Below are 25,617 nucleotides of genomic sequence, written 5' to 3'. Positions count from 1 at the left end.
CGGTATCGACTGGGAAAAATGAACATCGAACATCGAACATCGAACATCGAACATTGAACATTGAACATCGAACATTGAACATCGAACATCGAACATCGAACATCGAACATTGAACATTGAACATTGAACATCGAACATCGAACATCGAACATCGAACATCGAACATCGAACATCGAACATCGAACATCGAACATTGAACATCGAACATTGAACATCGAACATTGAACATCGAATGGTGAATGGGAAAAGATAAAAAAAGGGTGCGGATCTTTTAGAACGACATCCAGGGTGACCCTCTGAGGTAGATCCAGATGGCCTTGAAGCAGCAAGCGCATCAGCTCCGTTTCCTCTCGTTCCCAAGCTCCAGCTTGGGAACAAGAAGCAAAAGTTCTGCACCCTTCAAAGTTCGACATCGGAGTCTTCGCTGACCTGTTTTTTTATTCGACGTTGAACGTTCGATGTTCGATGTTCGACGTTCATCTTTAAAATCCCAATGACATAAATGCAACTGAGGGAAATGCCACGTGCACGATCCACCTTCGACCGGCCGACCTAAGATCGCCGTCACCGTGGGGGACCCCACGGGCGTGGGGCCCGAAATCGTCTGCCGCGCCGTGATGCGCCCGCAAGTTTTCCAACACGCCATGCCCCTGATCGTCGGCGATGCCATGGCCATGGAACGGGCCTGGAACCTGCTTTCCTCCAATGCGGGACGCGGACCCCGGCCTCCATGGGTTCAAGCTTCCGAAAGGGATCCCTGGGGGGTGCCCCCCGGAAGCGTCCCCCTCCTCAGCCCTGTCCCGCTCCACCTGGAAGACATCCCCTACGGCGACCCGTCCGAAAAAGCCGCCCGATCGGTCATCCGAAACATCGAAGCAGCCGTTTCCCTCGCCCTCCAAAGACAGGTGGACGCCGTCGTCACGGGACCCATCCACAAGGGAAGGCTGCATCGCAGCGGCTTCCTTTTTCCCGGTCACACGGAATTTCTGAAGCACCTCACCGGCGCCCGCACCGTGGTGATGATGCTCGCCGGTCCCAAGCTCCGCGTGTCGCTCGCCACCATCCACTGCGCCCTCAGGCAAGTTCCGGAACTTCTCACGGCCGAAGGCCTCGCCGACACCATAAGGATCACCGGTGAAGCCTTGATCCGGGATTTCGGATTGGCGGCCCCGAGACTCGCGGTTTGCGGACTCAATCCCCATGCCGGCGAAGAAGGCGCTTTCGGGCGGGAAGAGATCGAACTGATTCGGCCGGTGGTGGAACGCTTCGAAAAGGAATCCTTCCGGGTGAGCGGCCCCCATCCTGCGGACACTCTTTTCTGGAGGGCGTTTCACGGCGAGTTCGACGCCGTGGTAGCCCTCTATCACGATCAGGGGCTGATTCCTGTCAAGCTGGTCCACTTCGACCGGGCGGTGAACGTTTCCCTGGGGCTTCCCATCATCCGGACATCTGTGGACCATGGGACCGCCTACGACATTGCGGGCACGGGGAAGGCCGACGCTTCAAGTCTTCTGGAAGCCATCGCCGTGGCGGCACTCATGGCGCGAAACCGCCGGGCCGCCGAGGCCGGGTGACCGCCATGCCGGAATCGACCCCGCTCATCCGCATTCGGGGAGCCAGCCAGCACAACCTCGATCACATCGACCTGGACCTCCCTCGAAACCGCTTCATCGTGATCACCGGCGTGAGCGGATCGGGGAAGTCTTCCCTGGCCTTCGACACCCTGTTCGCCGAAGGCCAGCGGCGCTACCTGGAGGCGTTTTCGTCCTACGCACGTCGGTTTCTGCCCGGGGTCGTCCGCCGCGACGCCCCCCACGTGGAATCCATCGAAGGACTCAGCCCCGCCATCGCCCTCGAACAGAGGCCGCTTCCCAGGAATCCCCGATCCACCGTGGGCACCCTCACCGAAATCCACGACTACCTCCGGCTCCTGTATGCGCACCTGGGGACCGTCTTCTGCCCGGACTGCAACCAGCCCATCCAGGCGTTCACTATCGCTCGCATGGTGCAGGACACCTTCCAGTGGCCCGAGGGAACGCGCATCATGGTCCTGGCCCCTCTCGGCCCGGTACCGGAAACCATGGTGGGCACCACCTTCCGGCGGCTCAGGCGGGAAGGCTACGCTCGGATTCGAGCCAACGGGACCATCCACGAACTGGACCCACCGCCCGCTCTGCCTCGCCGACCCCATCACTCAATCGATGTGGTCGTGGACCGGCTGGTGCTTCGCCGCAGCGACAGCCGGCGGCTGTCGGACGCACTGGAACTGGCGGTCTCCCTCGCCGGTGGTACCGCGGCGGTCCTCTCCCTGGATGGAACGGAGAAGACCTTCTGCGACAGCTACCGGTGCGGGCGGTGCGGCAGGGAAGCTGCGGCGCCCACTCCCAGCCTTTTTTCGTTTCACCATCCTCTGGGAGCATGTCCGGTGTGCAGGGGGCTGGGCATCCCGGTGGATCTGGCCAGGGCCCTCGAATCGGAAGAAACGGAAGAGGATCTCCTGGGATGGGGCATGGAAGTCTGCGAGGCTTGCGGTGGCTCCCGTTTCAACCCAGCGGCTCGGGCTGTGCGCCTCGGGGATCTGGGAATCCATGAAGCCTCCCGGCTTCCCTTGTCGGAGTTCCGTTCCTGGCTCACCGGCATCCCGCTCGACAACACCCAGGCAGCCATCGCCGAACGCCCCCTTCGTGAAATCCTTCGGCGCCTGGACCGCCTGGAAGAGTTGGACCTGGCTTACCTGACGCTGGAACGAGTGGCCGCTTCGCTTTCCGGGGGTGAAGCTCAGCGCGTGCGCCTGGCCCAGCAATTGAGCGCTCCCCTTTCCGGAGTCCTCTACATACTGGATGAGCCCAGTGTGGGGCTGCACGCCAGGGATCACCGCCGGGTTCTCCGGACCGTCAGGAAGCTCCTGGAAACGGAAAACACGGTGATTGTGGTCGAACACGATTTCGAAACCATCCTGGCCGCCGACCACGTGGTGGACCTTGGGCCCGGTGCCGGAACCCAGGGGGGCCGCCTCCTCTACGCCGGCCCCCCCGCCGGACTGGCGAACCATCCCACATCGCTTACGGGCCGGTATCTTTCCGGGAAGAAACAGCTTCCACCTTCGAAACACCGGACCCCCTTCCAACTCGGCGCCCTGAAACTGGTGGGAGCGACCGGGCGCAACCTGAAAAACATCTCAGCGGCCTTTCCTGTGGGATGTCTTACGTGCGTTACGGGCGTCTCCGGCTCCGGAAAGAGCACCCTCGTCATGGACACCCTTTACCGGGCCATGGCCCGGCTCCTTCACCACAGCCGGCGCCCTGCGGCGCCCTTCCAGAACCTCCAGGGTTGGGATGCCTTCGACCGGGTGGTGTGCGTGGATCAGGCACCCATTGGAAAGTCTCCCCGCTCCACCCCCGCCACGTATACCGGCGTCTTCGACCTGATCCGGAACCTTTACGCCCGGCTCCCGGAATCGAGAGCCCGCGGTTATTCGGCCCGGCGGTTTTCCTTCAACAGCCGGGGAGGGCGCTGCGAAACCTGCGGGGGAGACGGTGTGCAGCGGATCGAAATGGTTTTTCTTCCGGACGTTTACGTGACCTGCGCGGACTGCGGCGGGCGCCGGTACCTGCCCGAGGTCCTGGACGTTCGGTTCAAAGGCCATTCCATAGCCGACGTCTTGGCCATGACCGTCCTGGAAGCCCTGGACCTCTTCGCCAACCTGCCGGCCATCCGAGGGAAACTCGACGTGCTTCAAAGCGTCGGCCTGGGATACCTGGGACTGGGCCAGCCCGGCACCACGCTGTCCGGCGGCGAGGCGCAACGGCTCAAGCTGGCCAAAGAACTGGGGCGCAGGGCCCGGGGCCGCACGCTCTACTTGATGGACGAACCCACCACCGGATTGCACGCAGACGACATCGCCAAGCTGCTCGATCTCATCCAGCGCCTCATCGATGCCGGCAACACCGTCATTCTCATCGAACACCATCTCGACATCATCCAACGGGCCGATTACGTCGTGGATCTGGGGCCGGAAGGCGGGCCGGGAGGCGGCTTCGTGGTGGCCGAAGGTACGCCGCAGGACATCGCAGCAGCCCTCCCATCCCACACCGGCGAAGCCCTCAGAAGACGCTTTCAAGGCGGCGGAGAGAAACCCTGGTCGAAATGATGGAACAGGGCAGGCCTTGAAACGCCCCGCCCCTTCGGAACGTGTTCCCACCAGATTTATCGCGGAAGGAAACGTCCCGCCCCCCCGACGACGGGACGCCTTCAAAAGGTGAGCGCTGGGTTTTAGATGCCGGAAGAAAGATGGTAGGCGATGCAGTCGAGTTTGATGGTGAAATCCACGTTCTCCACGTGGCAGCAGTCGGGGACCTGGATCTGGACGGGCGCGAAATTGAGGATCCCGTTGATTCCCGCCAAGATCAGCTGGTTGGCCACGCTCTGAGCCGCACCGGCCGGCGTCGCCATGACGCCGATGTGCACGTCTCTTTCCCGCACCACTTCTTCCAGTTCGTCGACGTGGTTGATGATGAGGCCGTTGGGGAGCTTTTTCCCTACCTTCTGGGGATCCACGTCGAAGGCGGCGGTGAAGATGTACCCGTGTTTTACGAAATTGCCATGCCGGATGAGGGAAGACCCGATGTTTCCAAGCCCTACCATGGCCAGGTTCCACGTGCGGTTCAGCCCGAGGATCTCCTTGATCTGGTTGACCAAGTCCCCAACATGGTAACCGACCCCGCGGACTCCAAATTCGCCGAAGTAAGCGAGGTCCTTTCGGATTTGAGCCGGGTTGACCCCGCACTGCTTGGCGAGCCGTTCCGAAGAGATGACGTCCACGTCCTCTTCGATCAACTCCTGGAGCGTGCGCATATAGATCGAAAGCCGATTGATGGTGGCCATAGGAATCTTAGCGAATTTCATCCTCAGCCCTCACCCGCGGTCCGGACGTGACACCGGACCCTTGCGCTATGCATTTTCATCCATGACACGCGCCCATGTGACTTCGTTCACATTAAATCGAAGAAAAAAAGAGCGTCATCGAAACCCCTCGGAAGTTCGGGGGCGGGGGCGGGAAACACGCTTCCCGCCCCCGGTCGATTCGGCTCTCACGCGGGTCGAACCCCGTCCGCCGCTAGTGGGCCAACCCTATGAATCCCTGGATGAGGCTGGACACGGGGTTCGCGTAGATGAGAATCAGGGCGATGACCAGCGCATAGATACACAGTGACTCGATCATGGCGAGACCGATCATCATGGTAACGGTGATCTTGCCGGAAGCTTCCGGGTTGCGGGCCACGCCTTCCACCGAGCTCTTAATGGCCATTCCCTGGCCAAGGCCCGTTCCGAAAGCGGCGATGGCGATGCCAAAACCGGCGGCCACGGCGGAGTAGATAAAGAACTGCAGCCCGGCCACCTTCTCGGCGGACTCCGCTTCGGCCGCCAGGGCCAGCGTGGACAACCCCAGCACCAACAGGACCGTCAGAAACCCAACTTTCTTCGACATAGAAAACCTCCTTTGGGGTAGATTGAAAGAAATAAGAGATATGCTTGCGGCCTCCCTCCAACCGTAACCGCCTTTCAGTGCGCTTCTTCTATGGCTCCGGCAAAGTACATCATGGAAAGCAGGCAGAAGATGAACGCCTGGACAAAGCCGGTGAAGAGCCCGAGAAACATCATGGGAAGCGGCGCCAGGTACAGGCCCGCCAAGAAGAAAAGAATCGCCAGAACCAGTTCCTCCCCGAACACATTTCCGAAAAGACGGATGGACAGGCTCAGCACTCGGGCGACGTGACCGATCAGTTCGATGGGCAGGATGAGCGGCGTCAGCCACCAGATGGGTCCCATGAAATGTTTGATATACTTCACTCCGTGAAATCGAACCCCGATGACGTGGGTGTAGACCACCACGATAATGGCGCAGGCCGCCGTCGTATTGATGTTGGCCGTCGGTGCGAAAAAGCCCGGGATCATTCCCATGTAGTTGCTGAAGAGGATGAACAGACCCAGAGTCGCGATAAGCGGGAAGGCGAACCTTCCTTCTTCGCCCGTTATGCCCACCATGAAGTCTTCGATGCCGGACAGAACCGTTTCAAAGATGTTCTGACCGCCCGTGGGTACCATCTGGACGCTTCTGGCCGCCATCTTGGCGAGGATCAGCAGGATCAGCGCCACGACCCAGGTATGGACAACGTGGGGGAGCAAGAGCATTTCGACGATCGAGTCGGCGTCCTCCGGGCTGTGCGGCACGGGCAATCCCAGCTTTTCAAACAACAGATTCAGAAAAAGTATTGGGTGCTCCATAGGCTACCTCTCCCCCTTCCTAAAAATCCAAAAGGCCTGCTGTATCGCCACCCCTACAATACTCCACATCACCACCGACAACCCCGCCAGAAGCGCGACAGGGCTGACCCAACCGTAGTAGATGACCGTGAACACCACGAACGCCGTGGCGAGAAACCGCGTGTAAACGCGCAGGAAAAGAGCCCCCTTGCCGGGAACCCGCCCCGCCCCGGTGAAGGCCCGGCGCAACTGCCACTTGAGCCCCTGAAAGCTGAGGATCGCCACCGCGCCGCCCAGCAAAACCCCGGCGGCGCCTTTCAAGGACACGAAAGCTACGGCGCACAGGGTCATCGCGGCCAAGATCGCCAAATTCCACTGCTCCACGCGGCGAAGGAGCTTTTCGTCCTTGAGGATTTCCTGCAATGGTTTCCCGGCTTGGCCGTCACTCGTCCTTACGTATTTTCTTCATAAGGCGCCCGTAATTGCGGTACGCCGCCACGCCGCCCAGCACCAGAAACACAGGAAACAGGATCGGCAGACCGAACACACCGCTCAACCAGAATCCCAAGCCGGCACCGATGACGATGGAAAACGCCACAGTCAGCCCGATGGTGCTGGCATAGCCGACCTGGCGAAACAGTTTTTTTGTTTCTTCTTTCATGAACGACTTCGTGTAAAATATCACACGGTACCTAGCACACGCCCCGCCGCCGAGTCAACGCTTTTTTGGCCGAATCCCCCGCTCCGTGATCACGATAAATCTTTCACCTCACGGAGCTTCCAGCACGGCGGCGGTCGCTCGAAACGCCTCCCCCGCCGCCTCAACGGTGGCATCCAGATCTTCCTTTTCGTGAGCCAAGCTCACAAAAAACGCTTCGAACTGGGAAGGGGCCAGGTAGACGCCTCTTTCCATCATTTCCCTGAAAAAGACCGCGTAAGCTCGCGTATCCGATTGCGCGGCCGTTTCGAAATCGGTCACCGGGTGGCGGCTGAAAAACCCGCATCCCATGGAACCGACCCGGTTGAGCGTCATCGGAACTCCGGCTTCTTCCGCCGCCCGTCCAAGGCCTGCCGCCAGGTGGGATGCCTTTTCTTCCAGCTCCTCGTAGACGCCGTCCCGTCTCACAATATCCAGCATGGCCAGGCCGGCCGCCATGGCGATCGGGTTTCCCGACAGGGTTCCCGCCTGGTAGATGTCGCCTTCGGGGGCCACCCGCTGCATCACATCGCGCCGCCCCCCATAGGCTCCCACCGGAAGGCCTCCGCCGATGATCTTCCCGAGGCAGGTGAGGTCCGGCTTCACGCCGTAACGTTCCTGGGCGCCTCCCAGCGCCACGCGAAACCCCGTGATCACCTCGTCGAAAATGAGCAGTGCGCCGTACCGGTCGCAGATCCGGCGCAGCCCTTCGAGGTACCCCTGCCGGGGCGGCACGACGCCCATGTTGCCCGCGACGGGTTCCAGGACGATGGCGGCCACATCCCCACCCATGTGCTCCATGGCCTCTTCCACCACATCCAGGTCGTTGTAGCGAAGCGACATGGTGTGCTGCACTAATTCTTCCGGAACCCCCGGACTTCCCGGAATCCCGAAAGTGGCCAGCCCCGATCCGGACGCCACCAGAAGGCAGTCGCTGTGGCCGTGATAACAGCCGTTGAATTTGATGACCTTGTTCCTCCCGGTGAATCCCCGGGCCAACCGGACGGCGCTCATCACCGCTTCCGTTCCCGAATTCACCATCCGAATCATTTCCATGGAGGGAACCAGAGCGGCGACCTGTTCGGCCAGTTCGACTTCCAGTCGGCTCGGGATGCCGTAAGAGGTTCCGCCGGCGGCGGCCTTCATCACCGCCTCCACCACCTGGACGGGCGCGTGCCCGGCGATTAACGGCCCCCAGGAGCAGACGTAGTCGATGTAGACGTTTCCGTCTTCATCCCGGATCCGGCATCCTTTCGCTTCCTTGACGAAAAAGGGCCGCACCCCCACCGACCGTCCCGAGCGGACCGGGCTGTTCACGCCCCCGGGAATGACCCGGCAAGCCCTTTCGAAAAGTCTGTCCGATATCTTTCGATGCATCGCGCCCTCCTTCGGAAGCAAAGTCGTTGGTAGCATTCTAAAGTTGAGACCCTAAGCAAAAAGGATAACGAAGGTCAAAAAGTCCCCCTCTCCCTTGATGGGAGAGGGTTGGGGTGAGGGTGAGAACGTTAACGTATGTCAACCAGTTACATTCCCCTCCCCTTAGTCCCCTCCCACAAGGGGAGGGGAAATAGAATTTAGTATCAAATACTACGTCTATTATTTTCTGCGCTACCAAGTCGTGTCATGGGTCACGGCGGCGGGCAGCCCCCCATTCACCACCCGGCTGCCGATCCATCGCATCTTCTTCCCCGGGCTATTCCTGCTTCAGTCTTTGGATCTCCCGGTGGTAGGCTTCCATGAGTTCTTCCAGCCGCAGCATTCCGACCACGCCTTGAACGGGATCTTCGATGGGGATCTGTCCATAGCCGGAACGCAGGAACTTGAGGAGGGCCTCATAGAGGGTGTCCTGGAGCCCGGCGCTTACGGGAGGTGAGGCCAGTTCCCCCACGACCAGCAAGTTGGACAGCGATTCTTCGAAGAGCACCATGCGCAGGTCAGGGAGCGAAAGAATCCCGCGGAGATGGAACCCCCCGTCCACCACCGGGAAAAAGGACTCCCGCGTGGTCTTCATGAACCGTTTCAGCGCGTCCAGCGACAGGTCTTCGGGAAGGATCGTCACGGGAGTTCCGCGCTGGTACACTTCGCCCACCTTGAGGATCTGGAGCACGTTGATGACCGTGTCCGCCCGGTGCGCCGGCGAATGGAATTTGTTGAGCACCTGTTTTTCGTAGAGCGCCCACCGCTGGCTCAAGAGGACGGCGAGCACGGCGGTGAGCATCATGGGAGCCACCAGGCCGTAGCCGCCTGTCATCTCACAGACCATGAGGAGGGCTCCGATGGGCGCCTTGGCCACCCCCGCGAAAAAAGCGCCCATGCCCACGAGGGCGAAGGTTCCCGGATGCCCCACCACCTGCGGAAACCAGCTGTTGCTCAACTGCCCCACCGCTCCCCCCAGCATCGCTCCGATGAAGAGCGACGGACCGAACACGCCGCCGCTTCCCCCCGACGAAATGGTGAACGACGTGGCGAAGATCTTCAGCACGGCAAGGGTGAGCATGAGCGACGCGGAGAGCTGGCCCAGGAGGGCCTGCTGGATCGTTCCGTAGCCGCCGCTCATCACCTGAGGCCGCCACAGCCCGATGCAGCCGACCAACAGTCCTCCCAACGCCGGCACAAAGGCGCGCTTCAACGGCAGCCTCTTGAAGACATGATCGCGCAGGCCGTAGAAAACGGTGACATACAGGTAGCCGAAAGGCACACACACCAGGCCCATCACCGCGTAGATCAGGAGTTCGGCCGGTAGGGTCACGCGGATGGGCGGCGTTTCGAAAATCGCCTGGTGGCCGAAAATCGAGGTGAAGATGGCGTTCGCCACCACGGACGACATGATACAGAGAACAATGCCCTCGGTTTCGAAGTCCTCACGGTACAGCACTTCGATGGCGGTCAAGGCGCCTCCGAGGGGCGCCCGAAAGATCGCGCCCAACCCGGCGGCACAACCCGCAAGCAGCAGCAGCCGGCGTTCTCGAACCGTCAGTTTGAGAACCCGGCCCATCCAGGATCCGAAACCGGCTCCGATCTGGGCGATGGGACCTTCACGCCCGGCGCTTCCCCCCGTCGCCAGAGTGATGATGGACGCGATGCTTTTCACGAACGGAACACGCGTCCTGATGATGCCGTTCTTGTTGTGAAAGGCGTCGATAACGGCGTCGGTGCCGTGCCCTTCGGCTTCAGGAGCCCAACGGTAGACGATGAGGCCCGAAAGGAGCCCCCCGAGGGCGGGAAGGAGGAAGAGGACCCAGCGGCGGAAAGGAACGGCGGCCTCAAGCATCACCAGGTGTTCCCCGGCGGGCTTGGCCGGCGGATACCCCGCCAGGAATTCCAGGGCGAAAAACTTTCCCCACTCGAGCAGGAAAAAAAAGGCACACGCCCCCAGGCCGCTCACCGATCCCACGAGAACACTGTAGACAACCCACCGGAGCGTCCGCTGGCGTTCCAGCACATCTCGAATAGCCTGGGCCCGAATCACGACTCCTCGATGGTTTTCAACGGTCACGCTGCGCTTCCACCACGCCGCGGCCGAACGTCCGGGTCAAGCTGCCCAAAACAGCCATTAAAACCACTCCAGAACTTAGAATACGCACCAAAATGGGCAAGAGGAAAGGTTTGGATTGGGCTGAGCTGTTTGCGGTCAGATTGAATCCCTGGTTAGGCGATTGTTGGGCGCTTCCTCTGCAATGTGTTTCCCAGCTTACGGCGCACTGATAAGCTCCTTTCGCAGCGCTTCGTCAATGATTTTCTGAACTGGCATATTCAGGGAGGCTGCCCGCTTAGCCAACAACTCAAATGTGTCCTTCTGGACCTCTACCTGATAGTGGCGTTCTCTGATGTCGAATGTAGCGTCGACGTCCACGAAGGCGTCTGCATATTCAGTAGTGTCATGCGTAGCCCAGAAGTCCGCAACCTCTTCTAACGAAGCTGATTCATCCGGCAGCGGATCTCGCTCTTTATCGCTGTGACGCATAGTACCCCCTTTCCTTTCTCGTCATGTCTCTCGCAGAGATTGGCATTGCCACTCCCCTACCTTTGTGAACAATGAACGCGACAATATAGCGACCAGCCGCAGTTTGTCCGTAGACAACGTAGAGATCCTCACCCTTTCTGCGGCCACGTTCCTGCAACCTCACAAAGGGCTTTCCGCTAAGAACTTCCTCCACCTCGGCTAGCTCAACATGATGTTCATGGATTATTTTTTTAGCATATTGCTGCCGCCACAGTATTTCGATAAACCGCATTTTGAATCTCTTGGTTCAATATGGCATGTTCCTATTTGTAACGGAAGACCTTTCCTTTTTCTTCACGCCGAACACGGTCCATCCGGCGTCCCCGGCCTCGTCACACATCCAGCACCCTCATTTCATACTGCTCCAGATGCAGGGATTTCTCGCCCTTCACCTGGATGGATGCGTGCAGCTTTTCTTCGAAATGCTCCAAGACCACCCGCTCTTCGTCCAGAAAGCGCGTCGCCACATGGGGATGGACCAGAATCATGAGGTTTCGGCCGAACAGGTCCTGGCTGTCTCTTTGCAGTTCGCGAAGGATTTCGTAACAGACCGTCTGAGGGGACTTCAGGTGCCCTTCCCCTTCGCAATAATAACACGGCTCGCACAGCACGCGCCCGATGCTTTCCTTGGTGCGCTTTCGGGTCATTTCGATGAGCCCCAGGTCCGACATGCGAAGGATGTTGGTCTTGCTCTTGTCGCGACGCATGGCTTCCTTGAGGGCGTTGAACACCTTTTGACGGTTGGCTTCCTTTTCCATGTCGATAAAGTCGATGATAATGATCCCACCGATGTTGCGGAGCCGGAGCTGGTAGGCGATCTCCCGCACGGCCTCCAGGTTGGTCTTGAGGATGGTCTCCTCGAGGTTCCGCTTGCCCACGTAGCGGCCCGTATTCACGTCCACGGCGGTGAGTGCCTCGGTGGTCTCGATCACGATGTAGCCGCCCGATTTGAGCCAGACTTTCTTGCTGAGGGCCCGCTGCACTTCCATTTCGATCCCGTAGGCGTCGAAAATGGGCTCCTTGCCGTCGTAGCGTTCCACGGCGCTTCGAAGCGAAGGCATGAAGTTTTCCGTGAAGTTGACAATCTCGCGGTATCCTTCCTCGCTGTCGATCACCAGGCGGTCGACTTCCTTGGTCAAAAGGTCCCGCACCGCCCGCAGGGTGATATCCAGTTCCTGATAGACCAGGGAAGGCACCGCCGCCGTTTCAGCCCGCTTTTGCACGTTCTGCCAGAGCTTCAGGAGGAAGTCCATTTCGGCGTGGATCTTTTCCATGTCCTCGCCTTCCGCCGCCGTGCGGACGATGAACCCGCAGTGCGCCGGCTTGATGGCGCAGACCATGTCCCGCAGCCGCTTGCGTTCCTTTTCGTTTTCGATGCGCCGCGAGACGCCCACATGGTCCATCATGGGCATGAGCACCAGGTTTCTTCCAGGAAGCGTGATGTGGGTGGTGATGCGGGCCCCCTTGCTGCCGAGAGGCTCTTTGGCCACCTGGACCAGGACGTCCTGCCCCTCCTGAAGGCGGTCCTCGATGGGCACATCGCTGTAGCTGCGAGGCGTCCCGTTCGAATCGGGGGCGAGATCCGCGGCGGCAAGTTCCTCCAAGGTGCCGGCGGCCGCCGGCGGGCCTTCCTGAGGCACGGCATCGGGCTCACGGGGTTCTCGAAACAGATCCTCGGCCTCCATCAGCGGGTGATGAACGTCACTCACATAGAGGAAAGCCGCCTTTTCCAGGCCGATATCCACGAAGGCCGCCTGCATCCCGGGAAGCACCCGGACCACGCGGCCTCGGTAGATGTTTCCGGCGATCCCCGTATCGGAGGCCCGCTCGATGTAGAGTTCCGCCACCTGCCCGTTTTCCACCAGGGCGACCCGGGTTTCGTAAAAATCAGCGTTGATAATGAGTTCGGCTGTCATCGTCGCCACCCTCCAACGGGGTCACCCGCAGCTTGCGGACCCGGTACCCGCACAGTGCGCCGCTCTGTTCCCCCATCAGGAATCGGAGTATGTTTTGAGGCCGCACGCAAAGACCGGGTTTTTCCAGCACATCGATGATCGCGGACGATTCGTCCGCCTCTCGGATCCCCATCAGGACTTCGCCGAGCCGGATTCGAAGCTCCCGCCGCTTCGTCGTTTTCGTAAAGAACTCGTCAAGATGCTCACGGTAATTGCGCACTATACTTTTCACCATCCACGGGGTCAAATGGGAAACGCGATACGTCACCCGCCTGGCGGCCGGCACAGGCTGCCGCCGCTCCACGCGGGCGGCTTCCAACACCTCAACCCCTGCGGGCAGGCAGGGGTTGAGCCGGTTCCGCACGTCAGCGGCATCGAGGGGTTCGGTGAGCACCAGATACGCCTCCTCCGCTTCGCTTTCCATCCCCAGGGGAAGAGCCTCTCCGAACGAGACCTTCACATGAGGATGAAACCCGGCGCTGTAGGCCACCGGGAGCCCCGACCTCCGAAGCGCCCGCTCCAGCACCCGGCTCAATTCCAGTTGGCCGATGAAGCGTGCCGGACCCTCCTTCCGGTAGCGGATCCAGCAGAGAAAACTTCGATCGCCCGCGACGGCCGGGAGCGCTTGCTGGGCCGTCCGCAGCGGCGCTTTTTCCCGAATCACCGGCGCGACGGTCTCGTGATCGCAGGCACCGCAGGCCCCGCATCTTCCCCGGCGGCAGTCCTCCGTGTATTCCTCAGCCAGGGCCCGCTCGTATTCCTTCCAAAGGAACGCCTTTTCAACCCCTGCGGACAGGTGATCCCACGGCAGCACCGAATCCCGTTCCAGTTCCCGCTGAGCATACCAGTGAGGGTCCAGGCCCGCTTCACGAAAAGCCTTCCCCCAGACGTCCGTCTTCATATGTTCGGACCAGCTGTCGAAACGCGCACCCTGTTCCCATGCCCGCCTGAGGACGGCACTCAGCCGACGGTCTCCCCGCGAGAAAACCGCTTCCAGGACGCTCTGGTCCGGATCGTTCCATTTGACCTTGAGGCCCGGTCGCCTGCACCCTTGCTTCACCCGGGCCAGACGCCGTTCGACCTCATCTCGCTCCAGCTGCCCCCTCCACTGGAAGGCCGTGAACGGTTTCGGAACGAAAGTCGAGACGCTCACGTTCACGGAAGCCCTCCAGCGCTTGGCCACTTCCAGTGCTTCCAGCGAAAGGCGAATCAGGGCTTCGATGTCGTCTTCCGTTTCCGTCGGAAGACCGATCATGAAGTAGAGCTTGATCAGTTTCCAGCCGAGCTGAAAGGCGTTTTCAGCCGTTTCCAGCAGGTCCCGGTCGCTCACGTCCTTGTTGATCACCCGGCGGAGCCGTTCGCTTCCGGCTTCCGGCGCCACGGTGAAGCCGGTTTTCCGCACCTTGCGGATACATTCCATGAGTTCCGGGGTGAGGGTCCCCACGCGCATGGACGGCAGCGACACGGCCACCCGCTCCGGGCCGCATCGTTCCATGAGTGCGGCCAGAAGGGGCTCGATTCCGCTGTAATCCCCGGCGCTCAAGGAAAGCAGTGACAGTTCTTCGTATCCGCTCTGGCGCAACGCCTCGGTCGCCGACGCAATCACCGCTTGCGGGTCCCGTTCCCGCACCGGGCGGTAGATGAAACCCGCCTGGCAGAAGCGGCAACCACGGGTGCATCCTCTAGCGATCTCCACGCTCAGCCGGTTGTGGACAACGTCCACCAGGGGCACCAGCGGCCGCTCGGGAAGCGGCGAGGCCGAGTCCAGATCGCTGATCACGCGCTTTTCCACCCGCACGTAGTCCGGAAATTCCGGCTCGATCGCCTCCACCTCGCCGTCTTTGCGGTATCGGACGGAAAAGAAGGACGGAACGTAGACGCCCCGGATCTTTCGAACGGCTTCGAGAAACTCCCTTCGGGAGGCCCGGGCCCGCCGCCAGGCTTCATGAAGGCGGATGAGGGGGTCGAACACGTCCTCGGCTTCGCCGAGCACGATGAAATCGAAGAAATCCGCCAGCGGCTCGGGGTTGAATGCGCAAGGCCCGCCGGCAATGACCCAGGGATCCCGCACGGTGCGCTCGCCGGCCGAAAAAGGGATGCGACCCAGGTCCAGCAACGTGAAGATGTTCGTGTAGCTCAGTTCGTACTGGAGGCTCACGCCCACAAAGTCGAATTCGTGGAGGGGCCGCCCGCTTTCGATGCCCTGGAGGGGTTCCCCGGTCTCCCTCAGGCGCGCTTCGAAATCGGGCCAGGGGGCGTAGACGCGGTCGGCGAGAACGGCTTCCTTCCGATTCAGTAGATGATAAAGCAGGCGCAGACCCAAGTGGCTGAACCCCACCTCGTAGACGTCGGGGAAAGCCAGGGCGAAGCGGACCTGCGCACTTTCGAAGTCCTTGTTGTGAGCGTTGAATTCACCGCCCGTGTAGCGGCCGGGCTTGAGAATTCCTTCCAAGAGCCTTTCGTGCATCCCATTCCTTCGACCATCCAGGGTCACCGGCGCGCCTGGCAGAGAGGCGACATGGACCGGAGGAGGGTGACCACCTCGCTGAGGGTATCCGCGGCGCGGCGGACCTCGTCTTCGGTGTTTCCTTCCCCCAGGGTGAAAAGGAGCGTCCCGTAGGCCCCGTCGTCCAGCAGTCCCATGGCTTCCAGCACATGCGACGCCTTGGCGGTGATGGACATGCAGGCGGAAGCCCCGGCCACACACACCCCGCGAAGATCCATGTGAAGCAGCAGCGCTTCGCCTTCCACGTAACGGATAGACACGTTCACCAACCCCGGCAGATGGGATTCCGGGTGGCCGTTGAAACGCACCTCGTCGAGGCGTTCGGCGATTTCCCTGCGGAGCATGGCTTCAAGCCGACGAACCTTCGCACCGCGCACCGCCATCCGTTCGACCGCCAGCTCCGCCGCCTTCCCCATGCCGACGATGCCCGCCACATTTTCCGTCCCGGTGCGCCGGCCGTCTTCCTGGCCGCCGCCGTGGAACAGCGGCCAGATCTGGACGCCCTTCCTGCAAAAGAGAGCTCCGGCGCCCTTCGGCCCGTAAAACTGGTTGGCCGCCATACTCAACAGATCCACATCCAGATCCTTTACGCTCACCGGGATCCGCCCCACCGATGCGATGGCGTCCGTGTGCAGAAGCGCCCCACCTTCATGGACACATCGGGCGATTTCCTTGAGAGGCTGGATGGTCCCCACTTCATTGTTGGCATGCATGACGGAAACCAGCACCGTCTCAGGGCGCATGGCCTTGCGGACGTCCTCTGGATCCACCATCCCATGGCCGTCCACCGGGACCTCGGTGACCTCGAAGCCGAATTTCTGAAGCGCCTTGGCCGCATACAGCACCGAATAATGCTCAACGGCCGACACCACCACGTGCTTTCCGGCTTCCATGCGGTCGAAGGCGGCTCCCTTGACGGCCAGGTTGTTGGCTTCCGTTCCGCAAGATGTAAAAATGATCTCCTCGGGTTCGGCCTGGATGAGCCGCGCCACCTTTTCCCGGCTCTGGAAAAGGGCGTCCTGGGGCTTTTCCCCCAGGTGATGGATACTCGCCGGATTCCCGAAGTGATCGCCGATAAAAGGCATCATAGCTTCCACGACTTCGGGCGCCACCGGAGTCCCCGCGATGTGGTCCATATAGATGCATTGCCTATCCATCCTGCCGCTCCCTTCCCTGGAGACGTTCGAGCCGTTCCCACAAACGGGCACCCGGTCCAACCGGGCACCCACGAAAGCAGTTGTATATACTTTCGGCCTTGGAGGTCCGTCAACCCCCAAGCCCCGAACTTTTGCCTTGCAATCACCCTGATCCCATGCTAAGGGATCCGTGAAATTTTTATCTTGTTTTCGCCTTGATCCGACGGTTAAATCCCATGGAAATCTCAGGGTCTCCGGGGTTGCGATCCACCGAGGAAATATTGCTCACACGAAGGTAACGACGCAGAAGGAGGACGATCATGAAAGTGTTCTTGGGCGGGATTGCTGCGGCATTCCTTGGCATCATCGGAATTTTCGTTTTCTTTGGTCCCTTCCTGCAACTGCTTGCGGGAGCCGTGCCGCTGATGCTGCTGCTGGGCGGCGCCATGGCGGCCTATCTGGGCTACGACGAAGTGAAGGATCAGCTCCCGTTCGGAAAGAAGAAGGAAGCCGAGGAAACGCCGCCCCCCGCGCCCGAGGAAACCTCCAAGTACAGAGAAGAGGCCGAAAAGTACAAGCAGGAAGTGGAAAAGCTGAAGGCCGAGCTAGACAAGACCAAAACCGAAGCCACCAGTTGATCCGAGTCGAGTTCCCATCCTGCTGTCCGTGAAGCCGCCCGCCGGTCGGGTGGCTTTTTTGTTCTCGGCCCCCGGCGGACGTGCGGATTGAAAGATGGAACCCACGCGAGAATCACCCGCTTACGCCCCGCAATCCGAGCCGCCTGCGGACGGCTTCCCGGGAGTCGTCGGGACGTTCGGGGTGGAGCCGCAACGCAGGAACTCCACCCGGCGGCGGATCGCCCGCGGCCTTGGATCCAAGGCCGCCTTGCGGCTGGCGTGTGCCCTCATTTTTTGCGCTGCGCCCGCCATGGCGCAACCCGGCGTGCCTTATGAGACGGTGATCGAAGGAACCGAGGATCACACACTCCTCCAAGCCCTGGAAAGCGTTTCCGCGACCCGGGATCTTCAGCAACGGCCGCCCCTCACGTTGAGCCTTCTGCGGCGCCGGGCCGAAAAGGATATCCCCGTTTTTCGGAAAGTTCTCCAGTCCCGGGGTCACTACGGCGCCGACATCCGGGTTTCCATCGACGATACCGCGGCTCCCCTCCGGGTGGTGTTCCACGTGGACCCCGGCCCCTTGTACCGGGTGAGCCAGGCGGACATCCGGGTCGCGGGCCCCGGGGCCTCCATCACCGACCGACTCCCTTCTCTGGAATCGCTGGGGTTGCCGGTCGGCGCGCCCGCCGAAAGCCGCCCGATTCTCGATGCCGGCGAGACCCTCCTGGAAGAAATGGCGCGACGGGGTTACCCCCTGGCCCGCATCCAGGAGCGGCGCGTGGTGGTGGTGGATCACCGAACCCGCGAGGTCCGCGTTTCCTACGCCTTCGAATCGGGACCCTTGTGCCGGTTCGGCCCCACAACTATCGAAGGGCTTTCCACCGTGGACGAATCGGTGGTCCGCCGGAAGATCCCCTGGCGGGAAGGCCAGGTCTTCAACCAAGACCTGATCGCCACCGCCCGGAATCAGCTCATCGGGCTCGAGCTTTTCTCGCTGGTTCGCATCGAACATGCAGACAAACCGGAAGCCGACGGGCGCCTGCCCATGACCGTCGAGGTCGTGGAACGAAAACAGCGCACGGTTCGAGCGGGCCTCAGCTACTTGACGGACGAGGGGGCCGGAATCCGTACCTCCTGGGAGAACCGCAATCTATTCGGCCGCGGCGATCGGGTCGCTTTCCAGGGCGAGGTCTCCGACATCTACCTGGCCCTGGACGGATCCTTTCGGAAGCGGGAATTCCTGAGGGAAGACCAGTCGCTTCTGCTGAGCGGGCGCCTGGCCGAGGAAGACACCGACGCCTTCGTGAGCCGGAACATCACCACGGGGGCCATGGCGGAGCGGGACCTGGGCGCCGGCATGCGCTTTTCCACCGGGCTTGCGCTCCGGATTTCCGAAGTGGACGATATCACCTCGGAAGATGAGTTCGTTTTCCTTTCCATGCCATCCCACTTCACCCGGGACACCGTCGATAATCCCCTGGACGCGAGCCGGGGCGGGAGGTTCCAGTTCTCCGTCGCGCCGTTTGCCGACATCCTGGATCAGGAATCGCACTTTCTCAAGGTCTATGGAAGTTACAGCCATTTTTTGCAACTCAGGGAAACGCCGCGAGCCGTTTTCGCTCTGCGTGCCGCCGTAGGAACCCTGTGGGGCACGGGGAGGAATTCGGTGCCGGCCGACCTGCGTTATTACGCGGGAGGCGGCGGTTCCATTCGAGGTTACGCTTTCCAGAGCGTCGGGCCTCTGTCGGATGACGATCCGCTGGGCGGGCGTTCCCTGTTGGAACTGAGCAACGAACTGCGGATGAACGTAACCGAGACCCTGGGCTTTGCGGTCTTTCTGGACGGGGGCGCCGCCTTCGAATCCGCTTACCCGGATCTGGAGGAATCGGTGCGGTGGGGCACCGGCTTAGGCCTTCGCTACTTCACGCCCATCGGGCCCTTCCGGATCGACGTCGCGTTTCCACTGAACCGCCGGGACGATGTGGACGATTCCTACCAGGTGTATATCAGCCTCGGCCAAGCCTTTTGATTTCGGCGCCTTTCGGCCGCGACGCGCCTTCACGCGGGCTTTTTCTTCCATCATCCAACCGGGGGTTGAACCGGAGCCATGAAGACGAAACGACTGGGCAAGGTAATCCTAGGCGCCGCCGCCGTCTTTGTGGTGGCGACATTGGCCCTCTTCGCCCTGCTTCAGGTGAAACCGGTAAAGACCTTCCTTGTCGGCAAACTGGCCGAGGCGGTGAGCCGGCCGCCGGGCCGGCGCGTCGAGATCGGAACCCTCCGAGGAACGCTCCCGTTCGATTTCCAGCTGGATCGCGTGGCCGTGAGCGACGGGAAGGGAACGTGGCTGGAATGCCGGGGAATCGCCCTCAGGTGGTCGCCCGGAGCGCTTTTGCGGGGGAGAGTCGTGGTGGAGGAAGTGAGCGCGGAGCAACTCACGCTGGAGCGATTTCCCGAAGGCCCGGCCGAGCCTCCGCCGGACTCCGGGAAACCGGCGGACATCCGGCTCCCCGGAAGGCTTCCGCCGTTGGTTCTGGAGGACTTTCAAGTCCAGAGGCTTTCCCTGGGCAAGACGATCCTGGGAATACCGGTCGAACTGGCTCTCCAGGGCAAAATCCTTCCAACGGACCCGGAAGCGGGGCTTCGAGCCGACTTGTCGATTCTTCGGGCGGATGCGGGGCCGCCGAGCCGTGCGTTTCTGTCGGCGGCCGTACTCGGCGCCGCGCCGAGGCTCCGGCTTCACGCGGAAGTCCAGGAAGCACCCGGCGGGCTCATCGCTTCTCTGGCGGGCCTTGAAGACGCCGGCGCCTTGAACGTGAGCCTTTCCGGGGAGGGACCGCTGGACCGGTGGGAAGGTGAGGTGGAGATCGGGATCGGCCGATTCGGAACCACGGCGGCCTCCATCCAGGTCATGCTGAGCGGAAACCTCCTCACCGATTGCCGCATCCAAGGCACATCCCGGCCCGAACCCTCGCTCATCCCGCAACCGTGGCGGCCCGTTTCGGGGACGAAACTCAAGTTTCTGCTCGCCGCCCGCCTGGAACCCGGGACACAGATCCTGCTCCAGGATTTCTCTCTGGAAGGGGCCGGTTTCCAGTTGTCTGCAGGCGGCCGCTACGCCTTCACGAGCCGGGAAGTGGACGTCCAATTCCGGCTGCTGGCCCCGGATCTAGCGCTCCTCGAAACCGCGGCCGGGCTTCCCCTGGCGGGAGCCTTTGAACTGACAGGAAGCGCAAAAGGAACCACCGACCTTCCCCAAGGGGAAGCCGCCGTCCGCCTGGAAAACGGGCGACTGGGAGGCGTTCGTTTCGACTCGCTCACCACAACGGTTCACGCAACGCCCCGCGGGCCAGTCGGGCCAGGGCTCTCCCCCGTCGATGTATCCGCAACCGGCGGGGTCTCGAACCTCACGAAAACCGACGGCTCGCCTCTTCCCGAAGCCGACTGGCGTTGGGAGGCGGCCGGATCCGTTGCCCGGGAACAGCTTGTGGTGGAACGGTTCGAAGTTCTGGGCCGCGTGCACCGGCTCACCCTGACGGGGCGCCATGGCATCGACTCCGGGGACACGGACCTGGAAGCGCAGGTCGGGATCGACGACCTGTCCACCCTGGGCGCCTTTCTGAACCTGCCGTTGAACGGAACCGCTCGGTCCGTCGTGACCCTCAAGGGCAACCTTAAGGAAGGAAGCGCCGAAGGCGTCCTGAAATTGCAAAGCGCTTTCCCAAAAGACCTGGCCCCGCCGCTCCAGCCGCTGGAAGATTCCGAATTCCTTCTCTCATCCTCCCTGCGGTTCCAGCCCGGCCGAAGGCTCATCGTCGACCGGCTGGAAGTCGAGAGCCCGCCCGGACGGCTGGACGCTAGGGCAACCATCGATTTGTCCGCGAAATCTATTGAAGCCGCCTGGAACCTCCAGCTTCCCGACCTGGAACGCTTTTCCGGCGCCGTCGGAACGAGACTCGCCGGGAGCCTCCGTGGACACGGGGAGGTTTCCGGTCGTTTCGACTCGTTTCAGGCGGTCGTCGATCTTTCGGGGCAAACGATCGCCGTGGACCGGGTGGTCCTGGACACCGTCGAGATTTCGCTCGACGTCGCGGGGCTTTCCCGCCGGGTTGGAGGAACCGCGGCGCTGCGGTCGGCACGGGGCGGAGAACCGCTCCACGCCGCTTCCACTTTTTCCTTTCAGGACGATACGGTTGAACTCTCGTCCTTCACGCTGGAAGTCCCGGAAACCCGGGTCGACGGAAACCTGACCCACGACCTGAAGCGCCGGATCACCCGCGGAAACGTCTCGGCCGATTCCGGCGATCTTCGGCCGCTCGGCCGCATTGTGGGGCAGCAGATTGAGGGCCGTGGAAGGCTCCAGGCCAGGCTGTACGAGAAAAACGGAAAGCAGGGCATGGAACTCACCTTCCGGGGAAGCGGCCTGGAGGCGTTTGAGAACCGGATAGGGTCCATCCGCCTCGAGGCGACCTTTTCCGACGTTACGGGACACCCCCAAGGAACGGGCACCCTCCACGTGACCGGGCTGAAAGCCGGGGATTACACGGCGGACAGCCTGACGGTGAACGCCGAAGGCCGCGGAAATCGATTGGCCTTCGACGGCCGCTTCCAGGGGCGCATCCTCCAGGAACTGCAATGGCGGACGGAAGGAATGCTCCAGCTGGCCAAAGAGGAGAAGACGCTGACACTTGATGTCCTGGACGGCCGCTTCGGCGGGCACCGCTTCGAACTGCTGTCGCCGGTCCGCCTCGGACTTGGAGGTCAGGGCCGGCTGGCAGGCGACCTGGCCCTTCGCCTGGGTTCGGGTACCATCGAAGGACAGCTGGACCGGCGCCGGGATTCGGCCCAGCTGGACCTTCGCTGGGAGGACCTGGACCTCGAGCTTCTCCGCCTGTTCGGCGGCCCTGAAATGGTAGGGGCCCTCTCGGGGCAAATACGTGTGAGCGGCAATCCGTCACGGCCGAACGCCCGAGCGGATCTTCACGCCGAAGGGCTTCGGATTCCCGGCCCCGAATGGAACGCCCTTCCCGACGGCACCTTGGACGCCCACGCCCGCCTGGAAGGAGGGTCGCTTGAACTCACGGCGAACCTTAAGGGGTTGAGTCCCGACCCGGTGGAAGTCACCGCCGCGCTGCCCGTGCAGTTCCGCCTTGAACCGTTCATGTTCACGGTCTCACCCCGGGATCCCCTTTCCGGCCGGATGGCCGCTCGATTGGATCTCGGCCGACTCGCCGGGATACTTCCTCTGGACGACCAGCGGATCGGCGGGCGGATGGACGTGGATCTTTCGGTGGCGGGAACGATGGAAAACCCTACGGTCCGAGGCGCCGTGAGCGTAGACGAGGGACTCTATGAAAACTACGCCAGCGGGACCGTCCTGAAGGACCTGGCCCTGGAGGTCCGCGCGAGGGACGAGCTTTTGGAACTCACGAGTTTTAGGGCCACCGACGGAGCCTCGGGAACCGTCACCGCCGAAGGCTCCCTGCAACTGGATCGATCCCGAAGCTTTCCGCTCGCACTGGAAGCCGACATTCGCCAAGCCACGCTGGTGCGGCGCGAAGAGGTGACGGCGGCGGTCGATGGAACGCTTTCGCTGGAAGGCACCACCCGGGAAATGGCGGTCCGAGGCGCACTGGAAGCAAGGCCCGTAGAAATTTACCTTCCGAAACGTCTGCCTCCGGAAGTGGCGGAACTGGAGGTGATCGAAGTCGGAGGCGCAGGAGAAGAACCCGGCGCGGAAGCCCCCCCTGAAACGCCGTCCCCCTTCCGGCTGGCCCTGGATCTCGACTTGAACCTCCCCGGGCAGGTTTACGTCCGGGGCTGGGGATTGGAATCCGAATGGGAAGGCCGCCTGAGGATTCGGGGCACGGCCGACCAACCGTCGGTCACGGGCACACTTTCGGTGGCACGGGGAACTTTGAACTTCCTGAACAAACAGTTCAAGTTGGCCAGAAGCTCTCTCCAGTTTTTCGGCGCCTCCCCGCCCGCCCCCGTTCTGGACATTCGGGCTGAATCCCGGGAGAAGGACCTGACGGCTGTTCTGAACATCAGAGGCGACATTCACTCCCCGGAACTGGTGCTCAGTTCCGAACCGGCCCTCCCGCAGGACGAAATCCTGGCTCGGCTGCTCTTCGAGCGCGGTGCGGCTCAGATCAGCCCGCTTCAGGCCCTCAGGCTGGCACAGGCCGCCAGGGCCCTCTCCGGGTACGGTGCCGGGGGAGGCCAGAACCTGCTCGGGAAAACAGGGCGACTGCTGGGGCTGGATCAGTTGGGCTTGAGGGGTTCCGAAGAAGGGATGGAAGGCACGAAGGTCGGTGCCGGCAAGTACCTCACCGAGGAGATTTACGTCGATTACGAACAGGGTCTGGCCGAAGGATCGGGCAAGGTGACCGTGGAAGTGGAAGTGCACCCCAACGTCACGGTGGAAACGGAAGTCGGAGCGGATACGGGCACCGGTATCGGCGTCAACTGGAAGCTGGACTACTGACGCCCGGCGTTCGGGAACCCGTCGGCACAATAAAGCCGCTTGACCCGCTTTCGACTGTTGTATATCCGTAGGGAAAAGAGGTTTTCGCCACCGTTTTTCAACTCCACGCAAAGGACCGATTTCGATAACCATGACCGGGCTATCCGAAAGATCCGATCGAAAGAAGAAACGGGTCCACGTGACCGTGCGCGAGATGGAACTGGACGATCTCGCCGTCGTTTTCCACCTCGGCGAACAGCTTTTCAAGGCGGACGTTGTCCCCAACCTGTATCGCACCTGGGACGAATACGAGGTGGTTTCCTTTTTCATGAGTGATCCCGAATTCTGCCTGGTGGCGGAAGCGGGCGAAGACATCGTCGGGTTCGCCCTCGGCACCACCATTTCCAAGGCGCGCTCCGCATGGAAGTACGGCCACCTGGTGTGGCTCGGCGTCCGGCCCGACCTGCACGGGTACGGCATCGGTGAAAAGCTTTTCGCCCAGTTCAAGGAACTCATGTTGGACGAGGGCGTGCGGATCATTTTCGTGGATTCGGAAGCCGACAACCTGGGAGCCCTCTACTTCTTCCGAAAAATGGGTTTCGGCAGCCCCAAGGAACACATCTACCTGAGCCTCAACCTGGCCGCCCAGAAGCGGCGGCCTCGCGCGGAAACCTCCACATCTTCGGAACCGGAATCCTGATGGTCTCTGAACACGTCCCCATCGATACGCAACGACTGCGGCGGCTGTTTAAGCAACTTGTGGACATTTACAGCCCTTCCGGCAAAGAAGAAGATATCCTGGATTACCTGTACGGTTACTTCCGGCAGTGGGGCCTCCAGGCCGTGAAACAACCGGTGGACGACCGTCGCTACAACCTGCTGCTGGTCCCCGAAGAAACGGACGTTCAACTCGCCTTCATCGGCCACCTGGACACGGTCCCCGCTCACGACCTGGACGACTACGGGTACTGGGAAGAAGGAGATGAAATCTACGGGCTGGGTACCGCAGACATGAAGGGGGGCTGCGCCGCCATGATCGAAGCGTACATCGCGGCCGCCCAGGCGTCCATGCTCCCGCCTGCGGCGGCCCTGGCCCTGGTGGTCGGCGAAGAAGAAGAAGGCGACGGAGCCCAACGCCTGGTCAAAGACTACCATTTCCCCTGGGCGCTCATCGGTGAACCCACCGACCTCCGGCTGGCCCTCAGCCATTTCGGATACCTGGAACTGCACCTGGTCGCACGAGGAAGACGCATGCACGCCTCGCTGGCCAGCCGCGACCACAACCCGGTGGAAGCCATGCTCCACCTGCTTCTGCGCATCAGCCACTACTGGGAATCGGACCGGCCGGACGTGGTGACCAACATCCGGGACCTGAGCAGCGCCTCCGGGGGGTTCGTGGTCCCCGAATTGTGCGAAGCCTGGCTGGACATCCACGTACCGCCGGCGGCCCCCATCGGGGAAATCGCCTTTGAACTGGAACAAATCGTTCAGAAGGCCCAAGAGCAGAACCCCAACCTGGAACTGTCGCTGCGATTCACCACCATCCATTCAGGCTATGAAATCCCGGAACGTGGAACCATGGTGGAACGGCTCAAGCCCGCGTTCGAACGGCACGACCTGCCCTGGCAACCTGAACCGTTCCGAAGTCATTCGGACGCCAACTTCCTCTGGTCGGCGGGGATCAAGCCCATGCTGCTGGGGCCCGGCCAATTGGAAAAGGCGCACACCGCAGACGAATCCGTTTCCTTTCACCGAGTTTGCCTGGCGGCCGAACTCTACGCGGACATCCTGCTTTCGCTGAACGACTGATCCCAAGGATTCGGACCGTTGGTTCATCGCAGCGAGGGCGCCGCTCCTACAGATGGTTTCCCCTTGTTCCCAAGCTCCAGCTTGGGAACACAACTGTGTAGAAGCTCCAGCTTCGATTCCCATGAGACCGGTCCCAAGCCGGAACTCGGGAACGAGGGGGAAAA

General features: G+C 61.6%; 19 protein-coding genes. 7 read left to right on the top strand and 12 right to left on the bottom strand.

Annotation, left to right across the window (positions count from 1 at the left end; genetic code table 11):
• Window positions 1–524: 524 nt before the first annotated feature.
• Both pdxA and uvrA read left to right on the top strand, forming a co-directional pair.
• Complete coding sequence (gene pdxA / locus FDQ92_RS09325) at window positions 525–1,574, top strand: 4-hydroxythreonine-4-phosphate dehydrogenase PdxA (protein ID WP_137424438.1); 1,050 nt, start codon at window positions 525–527, stop codon at window positions 1,572–1,574.
• Window positions 1,575–1,579: 5 nt separating this feature from the next.
• Entirely contained in the window at window positions 1,580–4,150 is a 2,571-nt protein-coding gene (uvrA, locus tag FDQ92_RS09320; protein ID WP_137424436.1) for an excinuclease ABC subunit UvrA, read from the top strand.
• Between the two features lie 122 nt (window positions 4,151–4,272).
• Here uvrA and FDQ92_RS09315 read toward each other — a convergent pair whose 3' ends face one another.
• The 12 genes from FDQ92_RS09315 to FDQ92_RS09260 form a co-directional block, all read right to left on the bottom strand.
• Complete coding sequence (locus tag FDQ92_RS09315; RefSeq protein WP_137424434.1) at window positions 4,273–4,905, bottom strand: redox-sensing transcriptional repressor Rex; 633 nt, start codon at window positions 4,903–4,905, stop codon at window positions 4,273–4,275.
• Window positions 4,906–5,116: 211 nt separating this feature from the next.
• Entirely contained in the window at window positions 5,117–5,389 is a 273-nt protein-coding gene (gene atpE, locus FDQ92_RS09310; RefSeq protein WP_211341431.1) for an ATP synthase F0 subunit C, read from the bottom strand.
• A 173-nt stretch (window positions 5,390–5,562) separates the two neighbouring features.
• Window positions 5,563–6,285, bottom strand: a complete 723-nt coding sequence (atpB, locus tag FDQ92_RS09305) for a F0F1 ATP synthase subunit A (RefSeq protein ID WP_137424430.1) — start codon at window positions 6,283–6,285, stop codon at window positions 5,563–5,565.
• 3 nt (window positions 6,286–6,288) lie between these two features.
• Window positions 6,289–6,687 carry an ATP synthase subunit I gene (locus FDQ92_RS09300; protein ID WP_137424428.1) on the bottom strand — a complete coding sequence of 133 codons (399 nt, stop codon included), beginning with the start codon at window positions 6,685–6,687 and terminating at the stop codon, window positions 6,289–6,291.
• Window positions 6,688–6,706: 19 nt separating this feature from the next.
• Window positions 6,707–6,925 carry an AtpZ/AtpI family protein gene (locus FDQ92_RS09295; protein WP_137424426.1) on the bottom strand — a complete coding sequence of 73 codons (219 nt, stop codon included), beginning with the start codon at window positions 6,923–6,925 and terminating at the stop codon, window positions 6,707–6,709.
• A gap of 108 nt (window positions 6,926–7,033) precedes the next feature.
• Window positions 7,034–8,338 carry a glutamate-1-semialdehyde 2,1-aminomutase gene (gene hemL / locus FDQ92_RS09290; protein ID WP_137424424.1) on the bottom strand — a complete coding sequence of 435 codons (1,305 nt, stop codon included), beginning with the start codon at window positions 8,336–8,338 and terminating at the stop codon, window positions 7,034–7,036.
• Between the two features lie 316 nt (window positions 8,339–8,654).
• Window positions 8,655–10,457 carry a chloride channel protein gene (locus FDQ92_RS09285; RefSeq protein ID WP_137424422.1) on the bottom strand — a complete coding sequence of 601 codons (1,803 nt, stop codon included), beginning with the start codon at window positions 10,455–10,457 and terminating at the stop codon, window positions 8,655–8,657.
• Window positions 10,458–10,652: 195 nt separating this feature from the next.
• On the bottom strand, window positions 10,653–10,925 hold the full coding sequence (locus FDQ92_RS09280; RefSeq protein ID WP_137424420.1) for a CopG family antitoxin: 273 nt from the start codon (window positions 10,923–10,925) through the stop codon (window positions 10,653–10,655).
• The gene (locus tag FDQ92_RS16270; RefSeq protein ID WP_137424418.1) at window positions 10,909–11,196 is read right to left on the bottom strand and encodes a BrnT family toxin; all 288 of its coding nucleotides are present in this window, start codon (window positions 11,194–11,196) and stop codon (window positions 10,909–10,911) included. The genes FDQ92_RS09280 and FDQ92_RS16270 overlap by 17 nt, the downstream gene beginning before the upstream one ends.
• 100 nt (window positions 11,197–11,296) lie before the next feature.
• Complete coding sequence (locus tag FDQ92_RS09270) at window positions 11,297–12,880, bottom strand: Rne/Rng family ribonuclease (RefSeq protein ID WP_137424416.1); 1,584 nt, start codon at window positions 12,878–12,880, stop codon at window positions 11,297–11,299.
• Window positions 12,852–15,386 (bottom strand): TIGR03960 family B12-binding radical SAM protein, encoded by a 2,535-nt coding sequence (locus tag FDQ92_RS09265; RefSeq protein WP_137424414.1) that lies wholly within the window; start codon window positions 15,384–15,386, stop codon window positions 12,852–12,854. Before FDQ92_RS09265 ends, FDQ92_RS09270 begins: the two co-directional genes overlap by 29 nt.
• A 23-nt stretch (window positions 15,387–15,409) precedes the next feature.
• A complete protein-coding gene (locus tag FDQ92_RS09260; RefSeq protein WP_137424412.1) occupies window positions 15,410–16,582 on the bottom strand; it encodes a cysteine desulfurase family protein in 1,173 nt (390 codons plus the stop codon).
• 299 nt (window positions 16,583–16,881) lie between these two features.
• On the opposite strand from FDQ92_RS09260, the gene FDQ92_RS09255 reads away from it, so the two are divergent.
• The 5 genes from FDQ92_RS09255 (at window position 16,882) to FDQ92_RS09235 (ending at window position 25,453) form a co-directional block, all read left to right on the top strand.
• Window positions 16,882–17,199, top strand: a complete 318-nt coding sequence (locus FDQ92_RS09255; protein WP_137424410.1) for a hypothetical protein — start codon at window positions 16,882–16,884, stop codon at window positions 17,197–17,199.
• Between the two features lie 94 nt (window positions 17,200–17,293).
• Complete coding sequence (locus FDQ92_RS09250; RefSeq protein WP_137424409.1) at window positions 17,294–19,207, top strand: autotransporter assembly complex protein TamA; 1,914 nt, start codon at window positions 17,294–17,296, stop codon at window positions 19,205–19,207.
• A gap of 78 nt (window positions 19,208–19,285) precedes the next feature.
• Entirely contained in the window at window positions 19,286–23,665 is a 4,380-nt protein-coding gene (locus FDQ92_RS09245) for a translocation/assembly module TamB domain-containing protein (protein ID WP_137424407.1), read from the top strand.
• A 130-nt stretch (window positions 23,666–23,795) separates the two neighbouring features.
• Window positions 23,796–24,344: a GNAT family N-acetyltransferase gene (locus FDQ92_RS09240; protein WP_137424405.1), complete on the top strand. Its 549-nt coding sequence runs from the start codon at window positions 23,796–23,798 to the stop codon at window positions 24,342–24,344.
• Window positions 24,344–25,453, top strand: coding sequence for a M20 family metallopeptidase (locus FDQ92_RS09235; protein ID WP_137424403.1), 1,110 nt, complete (start codon window positions 24,344–24,346; stop codon window positions 25,451–25,453). Before FDQ92_RS09240 ends, FDQ92_RS09235 begins: the two co-directional genes overlap by 1 nt.
• Window positions 25,454–25,617: the final 164 nt, after the last annotated feature.

It is taken from the genome of Desulfoglaeba alkanexedens ALDC (assembly GCF_005377625.1).
GTDB lineage: Bacteria > Desulfobacterota > Syntrophobacteria > Syntrophobacterales > DSM-9756 > Desulfoglaeba > Desulfoglaeba alkanexedens.
The sequence above is the reverse complement of the archived record's forward strand: the minus strand, read 5'-3'. Positions and strand labels throughout refer to the sequence as shown.